The sequence below is a fragment of the Rathayibacter sp. AY1B5 genome (assembly GCF_002932795.1).
In the GTDB taxonomy this organism is placed as follows: Bacteria; Actinomycetota; Actinomycetes; order Actinomycetales; family Microbacteriaceae; genus Rathayibacter.
Genome location: NZ_PSWM01000003.1, coordinates 79187 through 94493 on the forward strand (window position 1 = coordinate 79187; position 15307 = coordinate 94493).

Genomic DNA, 15307 nt, shown 5'->3' on the forward strand with positions numbered 1-15307 from the left:
AAGGCCCCCGGCGGACCGGGGGCCTTCGTGGAGGATCGTCAGCGCGGGTCGTCCTCGGGGTGGACGGGCTGCGGCTGCGGGTCGCCGACCGCGGCGGGCGGCGGAGCCCAGGCCGCCTGCGGAGCCTCTGCCGGGGCGGTGCCGTCGAGCAGGTTGCGCGCGCGGTTGACCACCTCGGGGTCCACGAGCACGGAGTAGCTGGTCGCGATCACCTGCATGGTCGAGGTGAAGTCGCGACGGCGGCGGTTCACGGCGTAGGAGGCGAGCCCGAAGAGCATTCCGAAGCCGGCGCCCAGCAGCACCGCCGCGATGAGGAAGGAGAACTCCGTCGTCGGCGAGAAGATGATGAGCAGGAGGCCCAGGAACACGCCGAGCCACGCGCCGGAGGCCGCTCCGGCGAGGGCGACACGGCCCCAGGTCAGCTTGCCGGTCACCCGCTCGACGCTCTTGAGCTCGTTGCCGATGATGGCGAGCTGGCGCACGGGGAAGTCGGCGCGGGCGAGCACGTCCACGGCGGCCTGCGCCTCCTGGTAAGTGTCGAACGTGGCGAGGATCTCCCCGCGCGGGATCGTGGGGAAGGCCGGCCCTCGGCCGTTGAACGGCGTCTGCTGAGTCACCCGGACAGAATCGCACAGGCCTCTTGAAGGTCTCTGAACGGATTCGGAGAACCGGCCGAGGGCGGGCCGGGAACGCTCGGCGTCCGCCCGGCTGCACGGCACTAGGTTTGTAGCCGTGAGTTCCGCCAGAGTCTTCGTCGCGCGCTTGGCCGGATGCAGTGTCTTCGACCCGGCGGGCGACCGCGTCGGCAAGGTCCGCGACGTGCTCCTGGTCTACCGGCAGAACGACGCCCCGCGCGTGGTCGGCCTGGTGGTCGAGATCCCCGGGCGCCGTCGCGTCTTCGTGTCGATCGGCCGGGTCACCAGCATCGGCAGCGGCCAGATCATCACCACCGGGCTCATCAACGTGCGCCGCTTCGAGCAGCGGGGCGGCGAGGTCCGCGTCATCGCCGAGCTCCTCGGCCGCCGGGTGAGCTTCGTGGACGGCTCCGGTGACGCGGTCGTCGAGGACGTCGCGATCGAGGAGGCCGCTCCCGGCGAGTGGGAGCTCGCGCAGCTCTTCGTCCGCCGGCCCAAGACCAGCCCCTCCCCCTTCGCCAAGGGCGCGACCGCCTTCGCCGGCTGGCGCGAGGTCCGCGAGAGCGTCTCGACCGAGGCGCAGTCCGCCGAGCAGTACGTCGCCAGCCTCTCCGAGCTCAAGCCCGCCGACCTCGCCAGCACCCTCCTCGACCTGCCGCAGCAGCGGATGCTCGAGGTCGCCGGCGAGCTCTCGGACGACCGCCTCGCGGACGTGCTCGAGGAGATGCCCGAGAGCGAGCAGGTCGAGATCCTCGGCCGGCTGGACGACGACCGTGCCGCCGACGTGCTCGACCAGATGCAGCCGGACGACGCGGCCGACCTGATCGCGCAGCTCTCGGAGGAGCGCGGCGAGGCGCTCCTGGAGCTGATGGAGCCCGAGGAGGCGGACGACGTCCGCATGCTCCTCACCTACGCTCCGGAGTCCGCCGGCGGTCTGATGACGACGGAGCCGATCATCGTCTCCTCCGAGGCGACCGTCGCCGAGGGGCTCGCCCTCATCCGCCGCCACGAGCTCGCCCCGGCCCTCGGGGCCGCCGTCTGCGTCACGCTGCCCCCCTACGAGCCGCCGACCGGCCGCTTCCTCGGGATGGTGCACTTCCAGCGGATGCTCCGCTACCCGCCGCACGAGCGCCTCGGCACCCTGCTCGACCAGAGCATGGACCCGATCACGCCCGAGACCTCGGCGGCCGAGGTCGCCCGGATCCTGGCCAGCTACAACCTCGTCTCGGTGCCGGTCGTCGACGCGTCCCACCGCCTCGTCGGCGTGGTGACCATCGACGACGTCCTCGACTACCTCCTCCCCGACGACTGGCGCAGCCACGGCGACGACGACGAACCGAGGAAGCCGGTGACGACGGCGACGCAGGGCGTCCCGCTCGTGCCGCCGGCACCCGCGGCGACAGGCAGGACACGACGGGGACGGAGGGGCGCGCGTGGCTAGGGACAGCAAGCAGGACCGGCGCCTGGACGCCCCGAAGGGGCTGCGCACCCGCGTCCTCTCGCGGCGGAACCGCCCGAGCAGCGACCGCTTCGGCCGGCTGACCGAGTCGTTCGCCCGCGGGATGGGCACGCCGTGGTTCCTGGTCGGGATGACGATCTTCTGCGTCTTCTGGCTGATGTTCAACACCTACGGGCCCGCGGACGCGCGCTTCGACTCGCAGGCCCTCGGCTTCACCGTGCTGACGCTGATCCTCTCGCTGCAGGCCTCCTACGCGGCGCCGCTGCTGCTGCTCGCGCAGAACCGCCAGGACGACCGCGACCGCGTGCAGATCGAGCAGGACCGGCAGCGGGCCGAGCGCAACCTCGCGGACACCGAGTACCTCGCGCGCGAGGTCGTGGCCCTGCGCCTGGCGATCCGCGACATGGCGAGCAAGGACTTCATCCGCTCGGAGCTGCGCGGCCTGCTCGAGGAGCTCGAGAAGGATCGGGCGCAGGCGCCCGAGCGGCGCGATGCCTGACGTCGCCGCGATCGAGACCGCCGTCAGGGCGGCTCTCGCGCGCGTCGTCGATCCGGAGATCCGGAAGCCCATCACCGAGCTCGACATGCTCGAGTCGGTCGAGGCGGCCGTCGACGGCGCGGTCCGCGTCGCGATCCGACTGACCATCGTCGGCTGCCCCGCCGCCTCCGCGATCGAGCGCGACGTCCGCGAGGCCGCGGCCTCGGCTCCCGGAGTCACGGCCGTCGACGTCGTGGTCGGAGTCATGACGCCGGCGCAGCGCACCGCCCTCACCGAGCGCCTCCAGGGCGGCCGCCGGAGCATGCCCTTCGGCCCGGACTCGCTCACCCGCGTCTACGCGGTCACCAGCGGCAAGGGCGGTGTCGGCAAGTCGACCGTCACCGCCAACCTCGCGGTCGCCCTCGCCCAGCGGGGACTCGCGGTCGGCCTGGTGGACGCCGACGTGCACGGCTTCTCCATCCCCGGCCTGCTCGGGCTGATGCACGACGGGCGCGTCGCGGGGCCCAACCGCGTCGGCGAGCTGATGCTGCCGCCGGTGGCGCACGGCGTGAAGGTCATCTCGATCGGGATGTTCCTCGAGGGCGACACCCGAGGGGCCGCCGTCTCGTGGCGCGGGCCCATGCTGCACCGCACGATCTCCCAGTTCCTCACCGACGTGTACTTCGGCGACCTCGACGTGCTCCTGCTCGATCTGCCTCCGGGGACGGGGGACGTGGCGATCTCGATCGGGCAGCTGCTCCCGCACGCGGAGGTGCTGATCGTCACCACTCCGCAGCCGGCGGCCGCCGACGTGGCCGAGCGCAGCGGGGCGCTCGCCCGCCAGTCGGGTCAGCGCATCATCGGAGTGGTCGAGAACATGTCCGGGCTCCCCCAGCCCGACGGCTCGGTACTGGAGCTCTTCGGCAGCGGAGGCGGAGCCGAGGTCGCGCGTCGGCTCACCACGGCGGGCGACGAGGTGCCGCTGCTCGCGTCGCTGCCGATCTCCGTGGCGCTGCGGGCGGGGGGCGACGAGGGCGTGCCCGTCGTCGTCGGCGATCCGGAGGATCCTGCTGCCCGGGCGATCGACGCCCTGGCGGCGACGCTCGCCGCGCGGCCGCGAGGACTGACCGGCCGTCGGCTCCCGCTCGCCGTCGGCTGACTCCTCCGCACCCCTTCGTACGGGCGGCGTCGGTCGAGACGCCTTTCCGGTGCTCCTCACGGAGCAGGGGTCAGGTGGCCTCGGAGTCGATCGGCGGCGGAGCGACGCTCGAGAGCGTTCCGGACGAGACGGAGCGCTGCATCGTCGTGTAGTAGCTGTCCTGCGCCGAGCCGGTTCCACCCGGCACGACCGGAGCGGCGACAGCGGTGGGTGGCTTCACCGTGGGGGCCGGATCGTCCTCGAGCAGGGCGTCGCGGATGATGCGGCGGGGATCGTACTGACGCGGGTCGAGCTTCTTCCAGTCGACGTCGTTGAACTCGTCGCCCATCTCGTCCTTGACGCGCTCCCTGGCCTGCGTGGCGAATCCGCGCACCTTGCGCACGAGCTGCCCGAGCTGGGCGGCGTAGTGCGGGAGGCGGTCGGGACCCAGCACGAAGACGGCGATGACCCCGATGATGAGGAGCTTGTCGAACGTCAGACCGAACACGAGGACAACACTAACCCGCCGCGCCTCCCTCGCGGAGCCCGCGCGCCACCGTACCCTGACGATGCCCGGGCGCGATCCGCCCGGTGCACCGATCAGAGGAGCGCCCCCGTGTCCGACAAGGATGCCAACTGGAAGTACGCCGAGGACGCGGTCGTCGAGTCGGAGGCCATCGCCTCGGCCCGCCGGCTCTCGGTCGAGCTGGGCATCGACGCCGTCTCCCCCTCCATCGGCGCGCAGGCCGCGCTGGTCGCCGCGGCGGCCCGCGCGACCTCCATCATCGAGATCGGCACCGGCACCGGAGTGAGCGGCCTGTGGCTGCTCGACGGCGCCCCCGAGGCCATGCTCACCTCGATCGACTCCGAGGCGGTGCATCAGCAGCACGCGCGCGCTCAGTTCCACGAGGCGGGCATCTCGCCCAACCGGCTCCGGCTCATCCCGGGCCGCGCCCTCGAGGTGCTGCCGCGGATGAACGAGAACTCCTACGACATCGTCTTCGTCGACGGCGATCCGCTGCAAGTCATCGAGAACGTCGAGCACGCGCTGCGGCTCGTCCGCCCGGGCGGGACGGTCCTCGTCCCCCACGCGCTGTGGCGCGGGCGCGTGGCCAACCCCGCTCAGCGCGACGAGATCGCGACCGCGTTCCGCACGCTGGTGGCCGAGGTCTGCGCCTCCCCCGCCGTGGTCAGCGTGCTCTCGCCGATCGGCGACGGCCTGCTGCAGGCCAACAAGCGCCGCGCCTGACGAGCGCTGCTCCCCCGGGACAGACGGAACGCCCGCCGCACGGTGTGCGACGGGCGTTCACGACGGTGCGGATCAGGCGGGAGACACCACCGACGCGAGCGCGTCGTGCAGCTCTTTCGCCTCTGCATCGTTGACCGAGACGACGAGGCGTCCGCCTCCTTCGAGCGGAACGCGCACGACGATGAGTCGGCCCTCCTTAACAGCCTCCATCGGTCCGTCTCCGGTCCTCGGCTTCATGGCCGCCATAGAGTTCCCCTTTCGTGACGTATCCCTCTATTATCGTGCATCCGCGGGGGTGATCCGAACCGCGCCCGGAAGTCGGGCGTCAGCCGATCACGGCGGAGACCAGTCGCCCGGGGTGAACACCCAGCACAGGAGCACCCAGACGATCTGCCCGACGATCGATGCGGCCACCACGAACACCCTCAGGAGGGTCGACCGCGGCACCGCGAGCGCCCCGGCCAGCGGGAACATCGGCATCAGGATGCGGAACGTGCTCGACTGCGGGTAGAAGAACGCGAAGAGGTAGATCGCGTAGCCGCCGACCCAGAGCCGCGAGAAGACGTCGAGGCTGCGCGTGGCCCGCGAGAACAGGATCGCCAGGAATCCGAGCACCACCACGACGGTGATGCCCATCCCCGTGATCGGCGAGCCGAACCAGAGGCCTCCCCACCAGCCTCCGCCGGCGAACCAGGAGGTGAACGGGATGAGCTCGCCCTCGCCGATGAAGACGCTGCGCCAGGCGAGCTCGGTGTCGGTGTACGCGGTGAAGGAGCCGGTGACGGCCCAGGCGATGAGAAGCCAGGCGAAGCCGACCGCGAGGGACCAGACCGTGAGGGACACCGTGAAGGCGAACTCCCGGCGGGCGAACGGCTCGGTGCCGCGCACGTGGCGCCAGACGCGGTAGAGGAAGTAGAGGCCCGTCATCGCCGCGATCGCGAGACCGCTCGGGCGCAGGAGCCCCACGACCAGCACGACGGGGAACGTCCAGATCCACTTGCGGCGCACCAGCAGGAGGAGCAGCACGGCCGTCAGGAGGATGCCGCCGGACTCCGCGTAGCCGATCTGCAGGATCGGCGACGTCGGAGCGACGCAGAAGAAGACGATCCCCATCAGCGCCTGGCCCTCGCTGAGCGAGACGCGGAACAGCCGGTAGATCACCAGGCACGCGGCTGCACTGCAGACCAGGGCGACGAGCACGGCCGCGTTCGCCCAGTCGAGCCCGGTGATGTTCATCAGGCCGCGGACGGTGAACGGGTAGACGGGCATGAACGCCCAGGGGTTCTGCTCGACGGCTCCGGACGGCGAGAGCGGCAGGACCGACGGGTACCCCGTCATCCCGATCCGCTCGTACCAGCCGCCGTCCCACGTCGTCGCGAACCGGACGTAGGTGTCGCGGAGTCCCGTCCACTCGACGCCCTGACGCACGGCGCCGACCCGGAGCATGATCACGGTCGTGACGACCCGGGACACGGCGAAGACCAGGAGCACCTGGATCCACCACGGGATCCTCCGGAGCACGGACCAGCGGGAGCGGGACGGGGAGGCGTCCTCCGTCTCCGGCGCGATCGCGGTGGCGCTCACGCGAGCGGCCCGCGGTCCGTCGAGGAGGCGGAGGGAGTCGTCAGCGGGGGGCGGGCGGGAGTCGCCGCGGCTCGCCGGCGTGTCGGCCGGAGGAGGGGCGACGCGTGTCGCGGCTCACCGGCTGGCGTGAGGGGAGACATTCCGACGAGCATACCCGCGCGGGAGTCGGGAGTCCCCGGAGCAGCACCGCGCCGGCTGCACGCGCGGAGCGATCACGGCGGAGTCCAGTCCGATCCGGCGACGGCCCAGCACAGCGAGACCCAGACGATCTGGCCGCCGATCCCGAGCAGGACCAGCGCGACGCGGAAGACCGGCGAGCGCGGGACCGCCAGCGCTCCGACGAGCGGGAACATCGGGCCCAGCAGCCGGAAGGTGCTCGACTGCGGGAAGAAGAAGGCCAGCAGGTAGACGCCGTACCCGGCGACCCAGGCCCGGCTGAAGAGGTCCAGCCTCCGCGTCCACGGTGCGGCGAGGACGCCGACGAACGCCGCCAGCAGGAGCACCACCAGCACGACGCCCACGGCCGGAGCCCCGAACCACCACGAGCCCCACCAGGCGCCGCCCTGGAACCACGGGGTCAGCGGGAGCAGCTCCTGGTAGCCGATGTAGACCGCGCGCCAGGCCAGCTCGGTGTCGGTGTACGCGGTCATCGACCCGGTGACGGCCCACGCCACGGCGGGCCAGAGGAAGCCGACCACGAGCCCCCACGCCGTCAGCCCCAGGGCCGGCAGCCACTCCGACCGCGGGAACGGCTCCGTGCGGCGCCGGACGGACCGGTAGACGACGTAGAGGCCCAGCGCGGCGGCGAAGGCGAGCCCGCTCGGCCGCGTCAGGCCCAGCAGCAGCACCACCGGCACGACCGCGAGCCAGCGGCGCCGCACCAGGAGGAGGAGCGTGATCGCGGTCAGGAGCATCGCCATCGACTCCGCGTAGGCGAGCTGCATCAGCGGCGAGGTCGGCGCCACGCAGAACAGCAGCACCGCCGTCAGCGCCTGCGACTCGCCGAGGGAGTGCCGGAAGAGGCGGTACAGGACGAGGCAGGCTCCGGCTCCGCACAGGACGGAGACGGTGACGGCGGCCGGAGCCCAGGTGAGGCCGGTGACCGCCATCAGCGCCTTCACGACGCCCGGGTAGAGCGGCATGAACGCCCAGGCGTTCTCTCCCACGTGGCCGTCCTGCGTGATCGGCAGGAAGCCGGGGTACCCGGTGGCCGCGATGATCTCGTACCAGCGGCCGTCCCACATCGACGCGAACGCCGAGTAGGACGGGGAGGGCCCGGTCCACGGGTTCGCGAGCTGGTGCGCAGCGAACTGCAGCAGGATCACGGTCGTGATCACACGGGTCGCGACGTACACCAGGAGGACCCGCGCCCACCACGGGACCAGGCGCAGGCGGAGGCGGACGGGGACGGCCGTGGCGGTCGCGCTCACGAGGACGCTGTCAGCCAGCGACGCAGGCTCTCGGCGCACTCGGTGATCTCGTGCACCGCCACGCGCTCGTCGTCGGCGTGGGCGCGGAGCGGATCGCCGGGCCCGTAGTTGACCGCGGGGATGCCCAGGGCGGAGAACCGGGCGACGTCCGTCCAGCCGTACTTCGGCTTCGCCTCCGCTCCGACGGCCGCGAGGAAGGCCTGAGCGAGAGGCGCGTCCAGGCCCGGGCGGGCCCCCTCGGCCAGATCGTCCACCGTCACCTCGAAGCCCTCGAACAGCTCCTGCAGGTGGGCGAGCGCCTCCTCCCCGGAGCGGTCGGGCGCGAAGCGGTAGTTCACCTGCACCGTGCAGAGGTCGGGGATCACGTTGCCCGCGACCCCGGCGGTGATCCGGACGGCGTTGACACCCTCCCGGTACACCAGCCCCTCGACCTCGACCTCGCGCGGCTCGTAGGCGGCGAGGCGGTCCAGGACGGGTGCGGCGGCGTGGATCGCGTTCTCGCCGACCCAGCTGCGGGCGGAGTGGGCTCGGACGCCGCGGGTCACCACGTCGACCCGCAGGGTTCCGTTGCAGCCGCCCTCCACAGCGCCGCTCGTCGGCTCGCCGAGGACGGCGAAATCGGCGGAGAAGAGATCGGGGCGGTGGCGGGAGAGGCGGCCCAGTCCGTTGAGGTCCGCCGCCACCTCCTCGTTGTCGTACCACATCCAGGTGATGTCGACGGCCGGATCGGTGAGCTCGGCGGCGAGGACGAGCTGCACGGCCACTCCCGCCTTCATGTCGACGGTCCCGCGGCCGACGAGGTGCTCGACGCCGTCGATCGTCTCGGCGACGACCGGCAGGTTGCCGTTCACCGGCACGGTGTCGAGGTGCCCGGCGATCACGACACGCTGCGCGAGACCGAGATTCGTGCGCGCCACGACGGTGTGACCGTCGCGGATCACCTCGAGGTGGTCGTACTGCTCGAGCGCCCACTGCACCGCGTCCGCGATCTCGAGCTCATCGCCCGAGACGGACGGGATGTCGCAGAGGATCCGCGTCAGGGCGACCGGATCGGTGCGCAGATCGAGCGGAGGGGCGGTGGTCGCATCGGCCATGCGCCCCAGGGTAGCGGCCGCACGCTCCGCGCTACCCTGATCGGCATGACCCTCGAGCACTCCGCAGACTCCTCCGCGCCCGCCTCCGCCTGGGGATACGGGCTCGCCACCGTGGCCGCCGACGGCACCGTCCTCGACACCTGGTTCCCGGAGCCGCGCCTCGGCACCATCCCGGCGGGCCGCGACCCCTGGATCGTGCCGGCGGAGTTCGAGGAGCAGGCCGGCGAGGATCCGCGCCGCGAGGTCCGGATCGACGTGGTCACGCTGCAGATCGACGTGCAGGCGCCGCCCGCCTCCACGTCCGACGCCTACCTGCGTCTGCACCTGCTCTCGCACCTCCTGGTCCGCCCGAACGAGGTGAACCTGGACGGCGTCTTCGCCCACCTGCCGAACGTGGTGTGGACGAACGCTGGTCCGGTCTCGCCGGAGTCGTTCACCCGCCTGCGCCCCTCGCTCCGCCGCCACGGCATCCAGGCCACCGGGATCGACAAGTTCCCGCGGCTGACCGACTACGTCACCCCCGCGAAGGTGCGCATCGCGGACACCTCGCGCGTCCGGCTCGGGGCGCACCTGGCGCCCGGCACCACGGTCATGCACGAGGGCTTCGTCAACTTCAACGCCGGGACCCTCGGCAGCTCGATGGTCGAGGGGCGCATCTCGCAGGGCGTCGTGGTCGGCGACGGCTCGGACATCGGCGGCGGCGCCTCCATCATGGGCACTCTCTCGGGCGGAGGAGTGCAGCGCGTCTCGATCGGCGCGCGGGCGCTGCTGGGTGCGAACTCGGGCATCGGCATCTCCCTCGGCGACGACACCGTCGTCGAGGCCGGCCTCTACGTGACCGCCGGCACCAAGGTGGTCGTGGTCGGCGGAGCGCCGCACGCCGACGGCGCCCCGCAGACCGTGAAGGCCGTGCAGCTCTCGGGCGTGCCGAACCTGCTCTTCCGTCGCAACTCCCTCACCGGCGCCGTCGAGGTCCTCCCCCGCACCGGCGCCGGCATCGAGCTGAACGCCGCCCTGCACGCCTGACCCCGCCGGCGCGCGCCCGCCCGGCCACCCTGCAGGTCGACACCTTGCCGGTCGAGCAGCCGCCCCAGGCGCCCTTGCTGGTCGAGTAGCCGCCGCAGGCGGCGTATCGAGACCCACCCCCACCCCCACGTTCACTCGGAACCCTTGCTGGTCGAGTAGCCGCCGCAGGCGGCGTATCGAGACCCACCAATAAGCCGCCATTCGGTCGAGCATCGCCCTGGGCGGCGTATCGCCGTCTCCCACGCAGCGCGAGACGATCACTCCGCCTCATCGACCGGCGCCCGGGGCTCGAACCGCTTCTTCGCTGCACGACGCAACGCGGTGTAGTCGCCACGCATCAGGGCCTCCCGCTTGGCCCTGCTCCAGTTCTGGATCCGCTTCTCCCACCAGAACGCCTCGGCGATGTTCTCGAACTCCTCGTGCCAGAGGAGCCGGACCGGGAGTCGGGAGCGAGTGTAGGCAGCCCCGAGGCCCATCATGTGGGCGTCGACACGGCGGGCGAGAGTGCGAGTGCTTCCGACGTAGTAGCTGCCATCGGAGCATTCCAGGATGTAGACGGAAGGCATGAGCCCGAGCATGGCGATCGAGGTCGCCCACGTCCGTGTCTTCGGCGCCGATCGGGGAGAGGACGCAGGAGAGCGCGCCTGTGGAGGAGGTCTCGATACGTCCGCTGCGCGGACTACTCGACCAGCAAGGGACCTGCGCGGACTACTCGACCAGCAAGGGACCTGCGCGGACTACTCGACCAGCAAAGGGCTGACAAGGTCCAGGCGGGAGCGGACGGGACCTCGCGAACAGGACGGACGCGAGGTCTCGATACGCGGTCAGCGGTCGGTCGGCCAGTGGCGCTCGGGCGAGCCCATGTAGAGCTGCTGCGGGCGGCCGATCTTGGTCTGCTTGTCGGTGTTCATCTCGCGCCAGTGCGCGATCCAGCCGGGCAGGCGGCCGATCGCGAAGAGCACGGTGAACATCCGGGTCGGGAAGCCCATCGCCTTGTAGATGACGCCCGTGTAGAAGTCGACGTTCGGGTAGAGGCGCCGCTCCTTGAAGTAGTCGTCCTCGAGCGCGAGGGCTTCGAGCTCCATCGCGATGTCGAGCAGCGGGTCCTTCACGCCGAGGGCCTGCAGGACCTCCGAGGCGCTCTCCTTGACCAGCTTCGCGCGCGGGTCGTAGTTCTTGTACACCCGGTGGCCGAAGCCCATCAGGCGCACGCCCTCCTCCTTGTTCTTCACCCGCTCGACGAAGGTCGACACGCTCTCGCCCGACTCGCGGATCCGGCCGAGCATGGTGAGCACCGCCTCGTTCGCTCCGCCGTGCAGCGGGCCGAACAGGGCGTTGATGCCGGCCGACACGGAGGCGTAGAGGTTCGCCTCGGTGGAGCCGACGAGGCGGACGGTCGACGTCGACGCGTTCTGCTCGTGATCCTCGTGGAGGATCAGGAGGCGGTCGAGCGCCTTCGAGAGCACCGGGTCGACCTGGTACTGCTCGGCCATCGTGCCGAAGTTGAGGCGGAGGAAGTTGTCGACGAAGCTCAGCGAGTTGTCCGGGTAGAGGAACGCCTGGCCGATCGCCTTCTTGTGGGCGTACGCCGCCATCACGGGCAGCTTCGCCAGGAGGCGGATGGTGGTGAGCTCCACCGCCTCCGGGTCCTTCGGGTTGGAGCTGTCCTCGTAGTACGTCGACAGGGCCGAGACTCCGGCCGAGAGCACCGACATGGGGTGCGCGCTGTGCGGGAGCGCGTCGAAGAAGCGCTTGAGGTCCTCGTGGAGGAGCGTGTGGCGGCGGATCCGCTCGTCGAAGCCCGCGAGCTCGTCGGCGGTCGGCAGCTCGCCGTAGATGAGGAGCCAGGCCACCTCGAGGTAGGTCGCGTTGGTGGCCACCTCCTCGATCGGGTAGCCGCGGTAGCGGAGGATCCCCTGGTCGCCGTCGATGTAGGTGATCTGCGACTTGGTGGCCGCCGTGTTCACGAAGCCGTAGTCGAGCGACATGAGACCGGTCTGCTTCGACAGCGTCGAGAAGTCGATGCTCGAGGAGCCGTCGACGCTCCGCAGGACCGGGAAGTCCGCGGTGCGGTCGCCGAAGGTGAGCGTGACCTTCTCGGGGAGCTCCTGCTCCGCCGGCGCGGGAGGCGGCGTCGTGGCGCTCCCGGTCGCGGACTCCGTGGAGCCCACCGTCGCGGTTCCGTCGCTCTGCGTGCCGGATTCGGTCACAACGCCTCCCAGGTCGTCGCGGTCGCACCCCGGAAGCGCTCGCGCGGAGCGAGCGGCGCCGGGTCTGGATCGTGGTGCAGCCGGGGCCTCGCGAGGCGCCGTCGACCGAACCACATACAGCCTATGGGCAAAGCGGGGGCACTGTGACATCGCCCAGCGCTGGGCCCGGGGCCTTGTCGGAACCCGCCAGGATCGGGTGCGTCGAGCGCCTCAGAGGCCGCCGGACAGGCGCTCGACGGCCGCGTCGATCCGCTCGTCGGAGGCCGTCAGCGAGAGGCGGACGTGCTCAGGGAAGCCGTCGCCGTAGAAGACGCCGGGGCCCGCGAGGACGCCGAGGCGGGCGAGCCGGTCGATGGACTCCCAGGCCGGGCGGCCCTCGGTCGCCCACAGGTAGAGGCCGGCCTCGCTGCGGTCGATCCGGAAGCCCGCGGACTCGAGGGCGGGCCGGAGGCGGTCGCGGCGGGAGCGGTAGCGCTCCTTCTGCGCGGCGACGTGCTCGTCGTCGGCGAGGGCGACGATCATCGCCTCCTGCAGCGGACCGGGCACGATCATGCCCGCGTGCTTGCGGACGGTCACCAGGCGCGCGATCAGGGCCGCGTCCCCGGCGACGAAGGCGGCGCGGTAGCCGGCGAGGTTCGACTGCTTGCTCAGCGAGTAGACGCCGAGGACCCCGGTGCGGTCCTCGCCCACGACGCGCGGGTCGAGGACGCTCGGGATCGGCTCGCCGGCCCAGCGGCCGTCCCAGCCGAGCTCGGCGTAGCACTCGTCCCCGGCGATCACGGCACCCAGCTCACGGGCCCGGGCGACGGCGCGCTGCAGGGCGGGCACGTCGAGCACGGCGCCGTCGGGGTTGCCGGGAGAGTTGAGCCAGACCAGGCGGGTCGTCCCGGGCCACTCGGCGGGGTCGTCGGAGGCGAGCGCCCCGGCCCCGGCGATCGCCGCGCCCATCGCGTACGTCGGGTAGGCGGCGCGCGGATGCACGACCACGTCCCCCTCCCCGAGCCCGAGGAGGAAGGGCAGCCAGGCGACGAGCTCTTTGGAGCCGATCGTCGGCAGGACCTCGTCGACCCCGAGGCCCTCGACCCCGCGGCGCCGCGCGTACCAGGCGGCGATCGCCTCGCGCAGAGCGGGGGTGCCCACGGTCGTGGGGTAGGCGTGCGAGTCCGTCGCGCGGGCGAGCGCATCGCGGATGGGAGCGGGTGTCGGGTCCACCGGCGAGCCGATCGACAGGTCGACGATCCCGCCGGGGTGCTCCGCCGCGGTGCGGGCGAAGGGCGCCATCAGGTCCCAGGGGTAGTCGGGCAGCGCTCCGAGAGCCACGGGAGCGGCCTCAGTGGCTCTGCGGAGGCAGCGCCGCGACGACCGGGTGGTCCTTCGCGATCACGCCGACCTTGGCGGCTCCGCCCGGGGAGCCGATCTCGTCGAAGAACTCGACGTTGGCCTTGTAGTAGTCGGACCACTCCTCGGGGAGGTCGTCCTCGTAGTAGATCGCCTCGACGGGGCAGACCGGCTCGCAGGCACCGCAGTCGACGCACTCGTCCGGGTGGATGTAGAGCGAGCGCTCGCCTTCGTAGATGCAGTCGACCGGGCACTCGTCGATGCAGGCGCGGTCTTTGACATCGACGCACGGAAGTGCGATCACGTAGGTCACGGTGCTCCAGGTCCCTTCGAACAGTGTCTCTATCGTACGGGGGCCGACGGGGCGTCGGCGTCCGCGGGCAGCGGTGCGGAGGCGGGAGCCGGTGCGGGCGTCCGCAGCCGCGGCCAGGCGATGACGACCAGGGCGATGAGGGCGGGCAGGAAGGTCCAGGCCACGCCGAGGCCGTTCGCCGGGACGAGGACGGAGCCGCCGGTGCTGCGCAGGGCGAGCAGCCCGATCGTCCCGAGCAGGCCCATCGCGGTGCAGAACGCGACGAACCGGTCGACGAGCACGAGGCGCAGCCCGAGCAGGAGCAGCAGCACCCCGGCGAGGGAGGCGGCCAGGCCGACGGGGAGGACGACTCCGCCGACCTGCACGGTGCTCTGGTGGGCGACCGTCGTGATCGCTCCGACCACCGCGCCGACCGCGACTCCGGCGACGCCCGAGAGCACGCGCGACCCGAGCGTCGGGTGCTCCTCCGGCAGCGGCGTCGGACGGCCCGCCTGCGCGACCGGGCGGAAGCGCTCGATGCGGCCGATGGGGAACGGCGGGCCGCTGGAGAGCCGCGCCTCGTCGCCGTGGACCACCAGCTGCGTCGCGTGCGCCTCGTGAGCGGCTCGCTTGCGGGCGTGGTCCTCCGCTGTCAGCTCGATCACGACGTCGCCGGGCAGGGGCGGCGCAGCTTCGGGCAGCACCGCGAGGAAGCGCAGTCCCAGCAGCTCGGCGGCGCGCTCGGCGACCCGGGCCGTGCGGACGTGGTCGGGGTGGCCGTAGCCGCCGCCCGCGTCGTAGGAGAGCACGACTCCCGCGTCGACCTGGCGGAGGACGGCGACGAGATCGGCCACCTCCTCGTCCTCGGACGCGGCGGTGAAGGAGGCGGGATCCACCGGCTCGAGCGGCACCGGGACGCGGCCGGGCCCCCACTGCATGCCGGAGTCCCGGTACACGCGCGGGGCGAGACCGGGGGCGCGGGCGCCCGCCTCGCCGAGGAAGCGGTGGTCGGCGACGCCGAGGGCCGTGAGCGCGACGACGAGCTCGGTCGTGCGGTGCGCGGCCAGCTCGGCCGAGCCCTCGAGCGGAGCGAGGTCCTCGGGGATGACCTCGCCGCACTCGCCCCGCGTGGCGGTGACGACGGTGACGGAGGCGCCCTTCGCCACCAGTCGCGCCAGGGTCCCGCCCATGGTGATCGTCTCGTCGTCGGGGTGGGCGTGCACCGCCACCACCCGCTCCGCTGCTGCGTCCCGGCCCGCGTCCACTCTCCGCCTCTCGTCCTGCGCGGCCTCCGCTGCGGGCGCTTCTGGACAGCGACCGGGCAGCGGACTACAGTCGACCCGGGTTAGGCAAGGCTTACCGAACAACGGGGCC

16 protein-coding genes are annotated in these 15307 nt (G+C 72.0%); 5 read left to right on the top strand and 11 right to left on the bottom strand.

Annotated elements, in window-relative coordinates:
• Positions 1-38 precede the first annotated feature (38 nt).
• Positions 39-617: a general stress protein gene (locus C5D44_RS03650; RefSeq protein ID WP_104280872.1), complete on the bottom strand. Its 579-nt coding sequence runs from the start codon at positions 615-617 to the stop codon at positions 39-41.
• A 115-nt stretch (positions 618-732) separates the two neighbouring features.
• On the opposite strand from C5D44_RS03650, the gene C5D44_RS03655 reads away from it, so the two are divergent.
• The 3 genes from C5D44_RS03655 to C5D44_RS03665 are packed head-to-tail and all read left to right on the top strand — an operon-like array spanning position 733 to position 3731.
• On the top strand, positions 733-2076 hold the full coding sequence (locus C5D44_RS03655) for a magnesium transporter MgtE N-terminal domain-containing protein (protein WP_104225554.1): 1344 nt from the start codon (positions 733-735) through the stop codon (positions 2074-2076).
• Complete coding sequence (locus C5D44_RS03660) at positions 2069-2593, top strand: DUF1003 domain-containing protein (RefSeq protein WP_104277239.1); 525 nt, start codon at positions 2069-2071, stop codon at positions 2591-2593. The genes C5D44_RS03655 and C5D44_RS03660 overlap by 8 nt, the downstream gene beginning before the upstream one ends.
• Positions 2586-3731, top strand: coding sequence for an Mrp/NBP35 family ATP-binding protein (locus C5D44_RS03665; protein WP_104280873.1), 1146 nt, complete (start codon positions 2586-2588; stop codon positions 3729-3731). Before C5D44_RS03660 ends, C5D44_RS03665 begins: the two co-directional genes overlap by 8 nt.
• Positions 3732-3801: 70 nt before the next feature.
• On the opposite strand, the gene C5D44_RS03670 is transcribed toward C5D44_RS03665, so the two are convergent.
• A complete protein-coding gene (locus tag C5D44_RS03670; protein WP_146076468.1) occupies positions 3802-4218 on the bottom strand; it encodes a twin-arginine translocase TatA/TatE family subunit in 417 nt (138 codons plus the stop codon).
• Positions 4219-4326: 108 nt separating this feature from the next.
• Between C5D44_RS03670 and C5D44_RS03675 the strand changes: the two genes are divergently transcribed.
• On the top strand, positions 4327-4959 hold the full coding sequence (locus tag C5D44_RS03675; RefSeq protein WP_104222989.1) for an O-methyltransferase: 633 nt from the start codon (positions 4327-4329) through the stop codon (positions 4957-4959).
• Between the two features lie 72 nt (positions 4960-5031).
• On the opposite strand, the gene C5D44_RS03680 is transcribed toward C5D44_RS03675, so the two are convergent.
• The 4 genes from C5D44_RS03680 to dapE form a co-directional block, all read right to left on the bottom strand.
• Positions 5032-5205: a DUF3117 domain-containing protein gene (locus C5D44_RS03680; protein WP_068208299.1), complete on the bottom strand. Its 174-nt coding sequence runs from the start codon at positions 5203-5205 to the stop codon at positions 5032-5034.
• Positions 5206-5292: 87 nt separating this feature from the next.
• A complete protein-coding gene (locus C5D44_RS03685) occupies positions 5293-6543 on the bottom strand; it encodes a hypothetical protein (protein WP_104280874.1) in 1251 nt (416 codons plus the stop codon).
• A gap of 212 nt (positions 6544-6755) precedes the next feature.
• The gene (locus tag C5D44_RS03690) at positions 6756-7973 is read right to left on the bottom strand and encodes a hypothetical protein (RefSeq protein WP_258067866.1); all 1218 of its coding nucleotides are present in this window, start codon (positions 7971-7973) and stop codon (positions 6756-6758) included.
• Positions 7970-9067: a succinyl-diaminopimelate desuccinylase gene (gene dapE / locus C5D44_RS03695; protein WP_104277235.1), complete on the bottom strand. Its 1098-nt coding sequence runs from the start codon at positions 9065-9067 to the stop codon at positions 7970-7972. Before dapE ends, C5D44_RS03690 begins: the two co-directional genes overlap by 4 nt.
• 45 nt (positions 9068-9112) lie before the next feature.
• Between dapE and dapD the strand changes: the two genes are divergently transcribed.
• The gene (gene dapD / locus C5D44_RS03700) at positions 9113-10093 is read left to right on the top strand and encodes a 2,3,4,5-tetrahydropyridine-2,6-dicarboxylate N-succinyltransferase (protein ID WP_104277234.1); all 981 of its coding nucleotides are present in this window, start codon (positions 9113-9115) and stop codon (positions 10091-10093) included.
• A gap of 257 nt (positions 10094-10350) precedes the next feature.
• Here dapD and C5D44_RS03705 read toward each other — a convergent pair whose 3' ends face one another.
• The 5 genes from C5D44_RS03705 to C5D44_RS03725 form a co-directional block, all read right to left on the bottom strand.
• A complete protein-coding gene (locus C5D44_RS03705) occupies positions 10351-10659 on the bottom strand; it encodes a GIY-YIG nuclease family protein (protein WP_219815175.1) in 309 nt (102 codons plus the stop codon).
• A gap of 258 nt (positions 10660-10917) precedes the next feature.
• Positions 10918-12303 carry a citrate synthase gene (locus tag C5D44_RS03710; protein ID WP_258067396.1) on the bottom strand — a complete coding sequence of 462 codons (1386 nt, stop codon included), beginning with the start codon at positions 12301-12303 and terminating at the stop codon, positions 10918-10920.
• A gap of 210 nt (positions 12304-12513) precedes the next feature.
• Positions 12514-13623: a succinyldiaminopimelate transaminase gene (gene dapC, locus C5D44_RS03715; RefSeq protein ID WP_104280875.1), complete on the bottom strand. Its 1110-nt coding sequence runs from the start codon at positions 13621-13623 to the stop codon at positions 12514-12516.
• A gap of 10 nt (positions 13624-13633) precedes the next feature.
• The gene (gene fdxA / locus C5D44_RS03720; RefSeq protein ID WP_104277231.1) at positions 13634-13954 is read right to left on the bottom strand and encodes a ferredoxin; all 321 of its coding nucleotides are present in this window, start codon (positions 13952-13954) and stop codon (positions 13634-13636) included.
• Positions 13955-13983: 29 nt separating this feature from the next.
• Complete coding sequence (locus C5D44_RS03725) at positions 13984-15198, bottom strand: PIG-L family deacetylase (RefSeq protein WP_104280876.1); 1215 nt, start codon at positions 15196-15198, stop codon at positions 13984-13986.
• Positions 15199-15307: the final 109 nt, after the last annotated feature.

Coding starts and splice junctions, on each gene's coding strand:
- C5D44_RS03665 (WP_104280873.1), top strand. CDS start 2,586: ATGCCTGACGTCGCCGCGATCGAGACCGCCGTCAGGGCGGCTCTCGCG.
- C5D44_RS03680 (WP_068208299.1), bottom strand. CDS start 5,205: ATGGCGGCCATGAAGCCGAGGACCGGAGACGGACCGATGGAGGCTGTT.
- dapE (WP_104277235.1), bottom strand. CDS start 9,067: ATGGCCGATGCGACCACCGCCCCTCCGCTCGATCTGCGCACCGATCCG.
- dapD (WP_104277234.1), top strand. CDS start 9,113: ATGACCCTCGAGCACTCCGCAGACTCCTCCGCGCCCGCCTCCGCCTGG.
- C5D44_RS03705 (WP_219815175.1), bottom strand. CDS start 10,659: ATGCCTTCCGTCTACATCCTGGAATGCTCCGATGGCAGCTACTACGTC.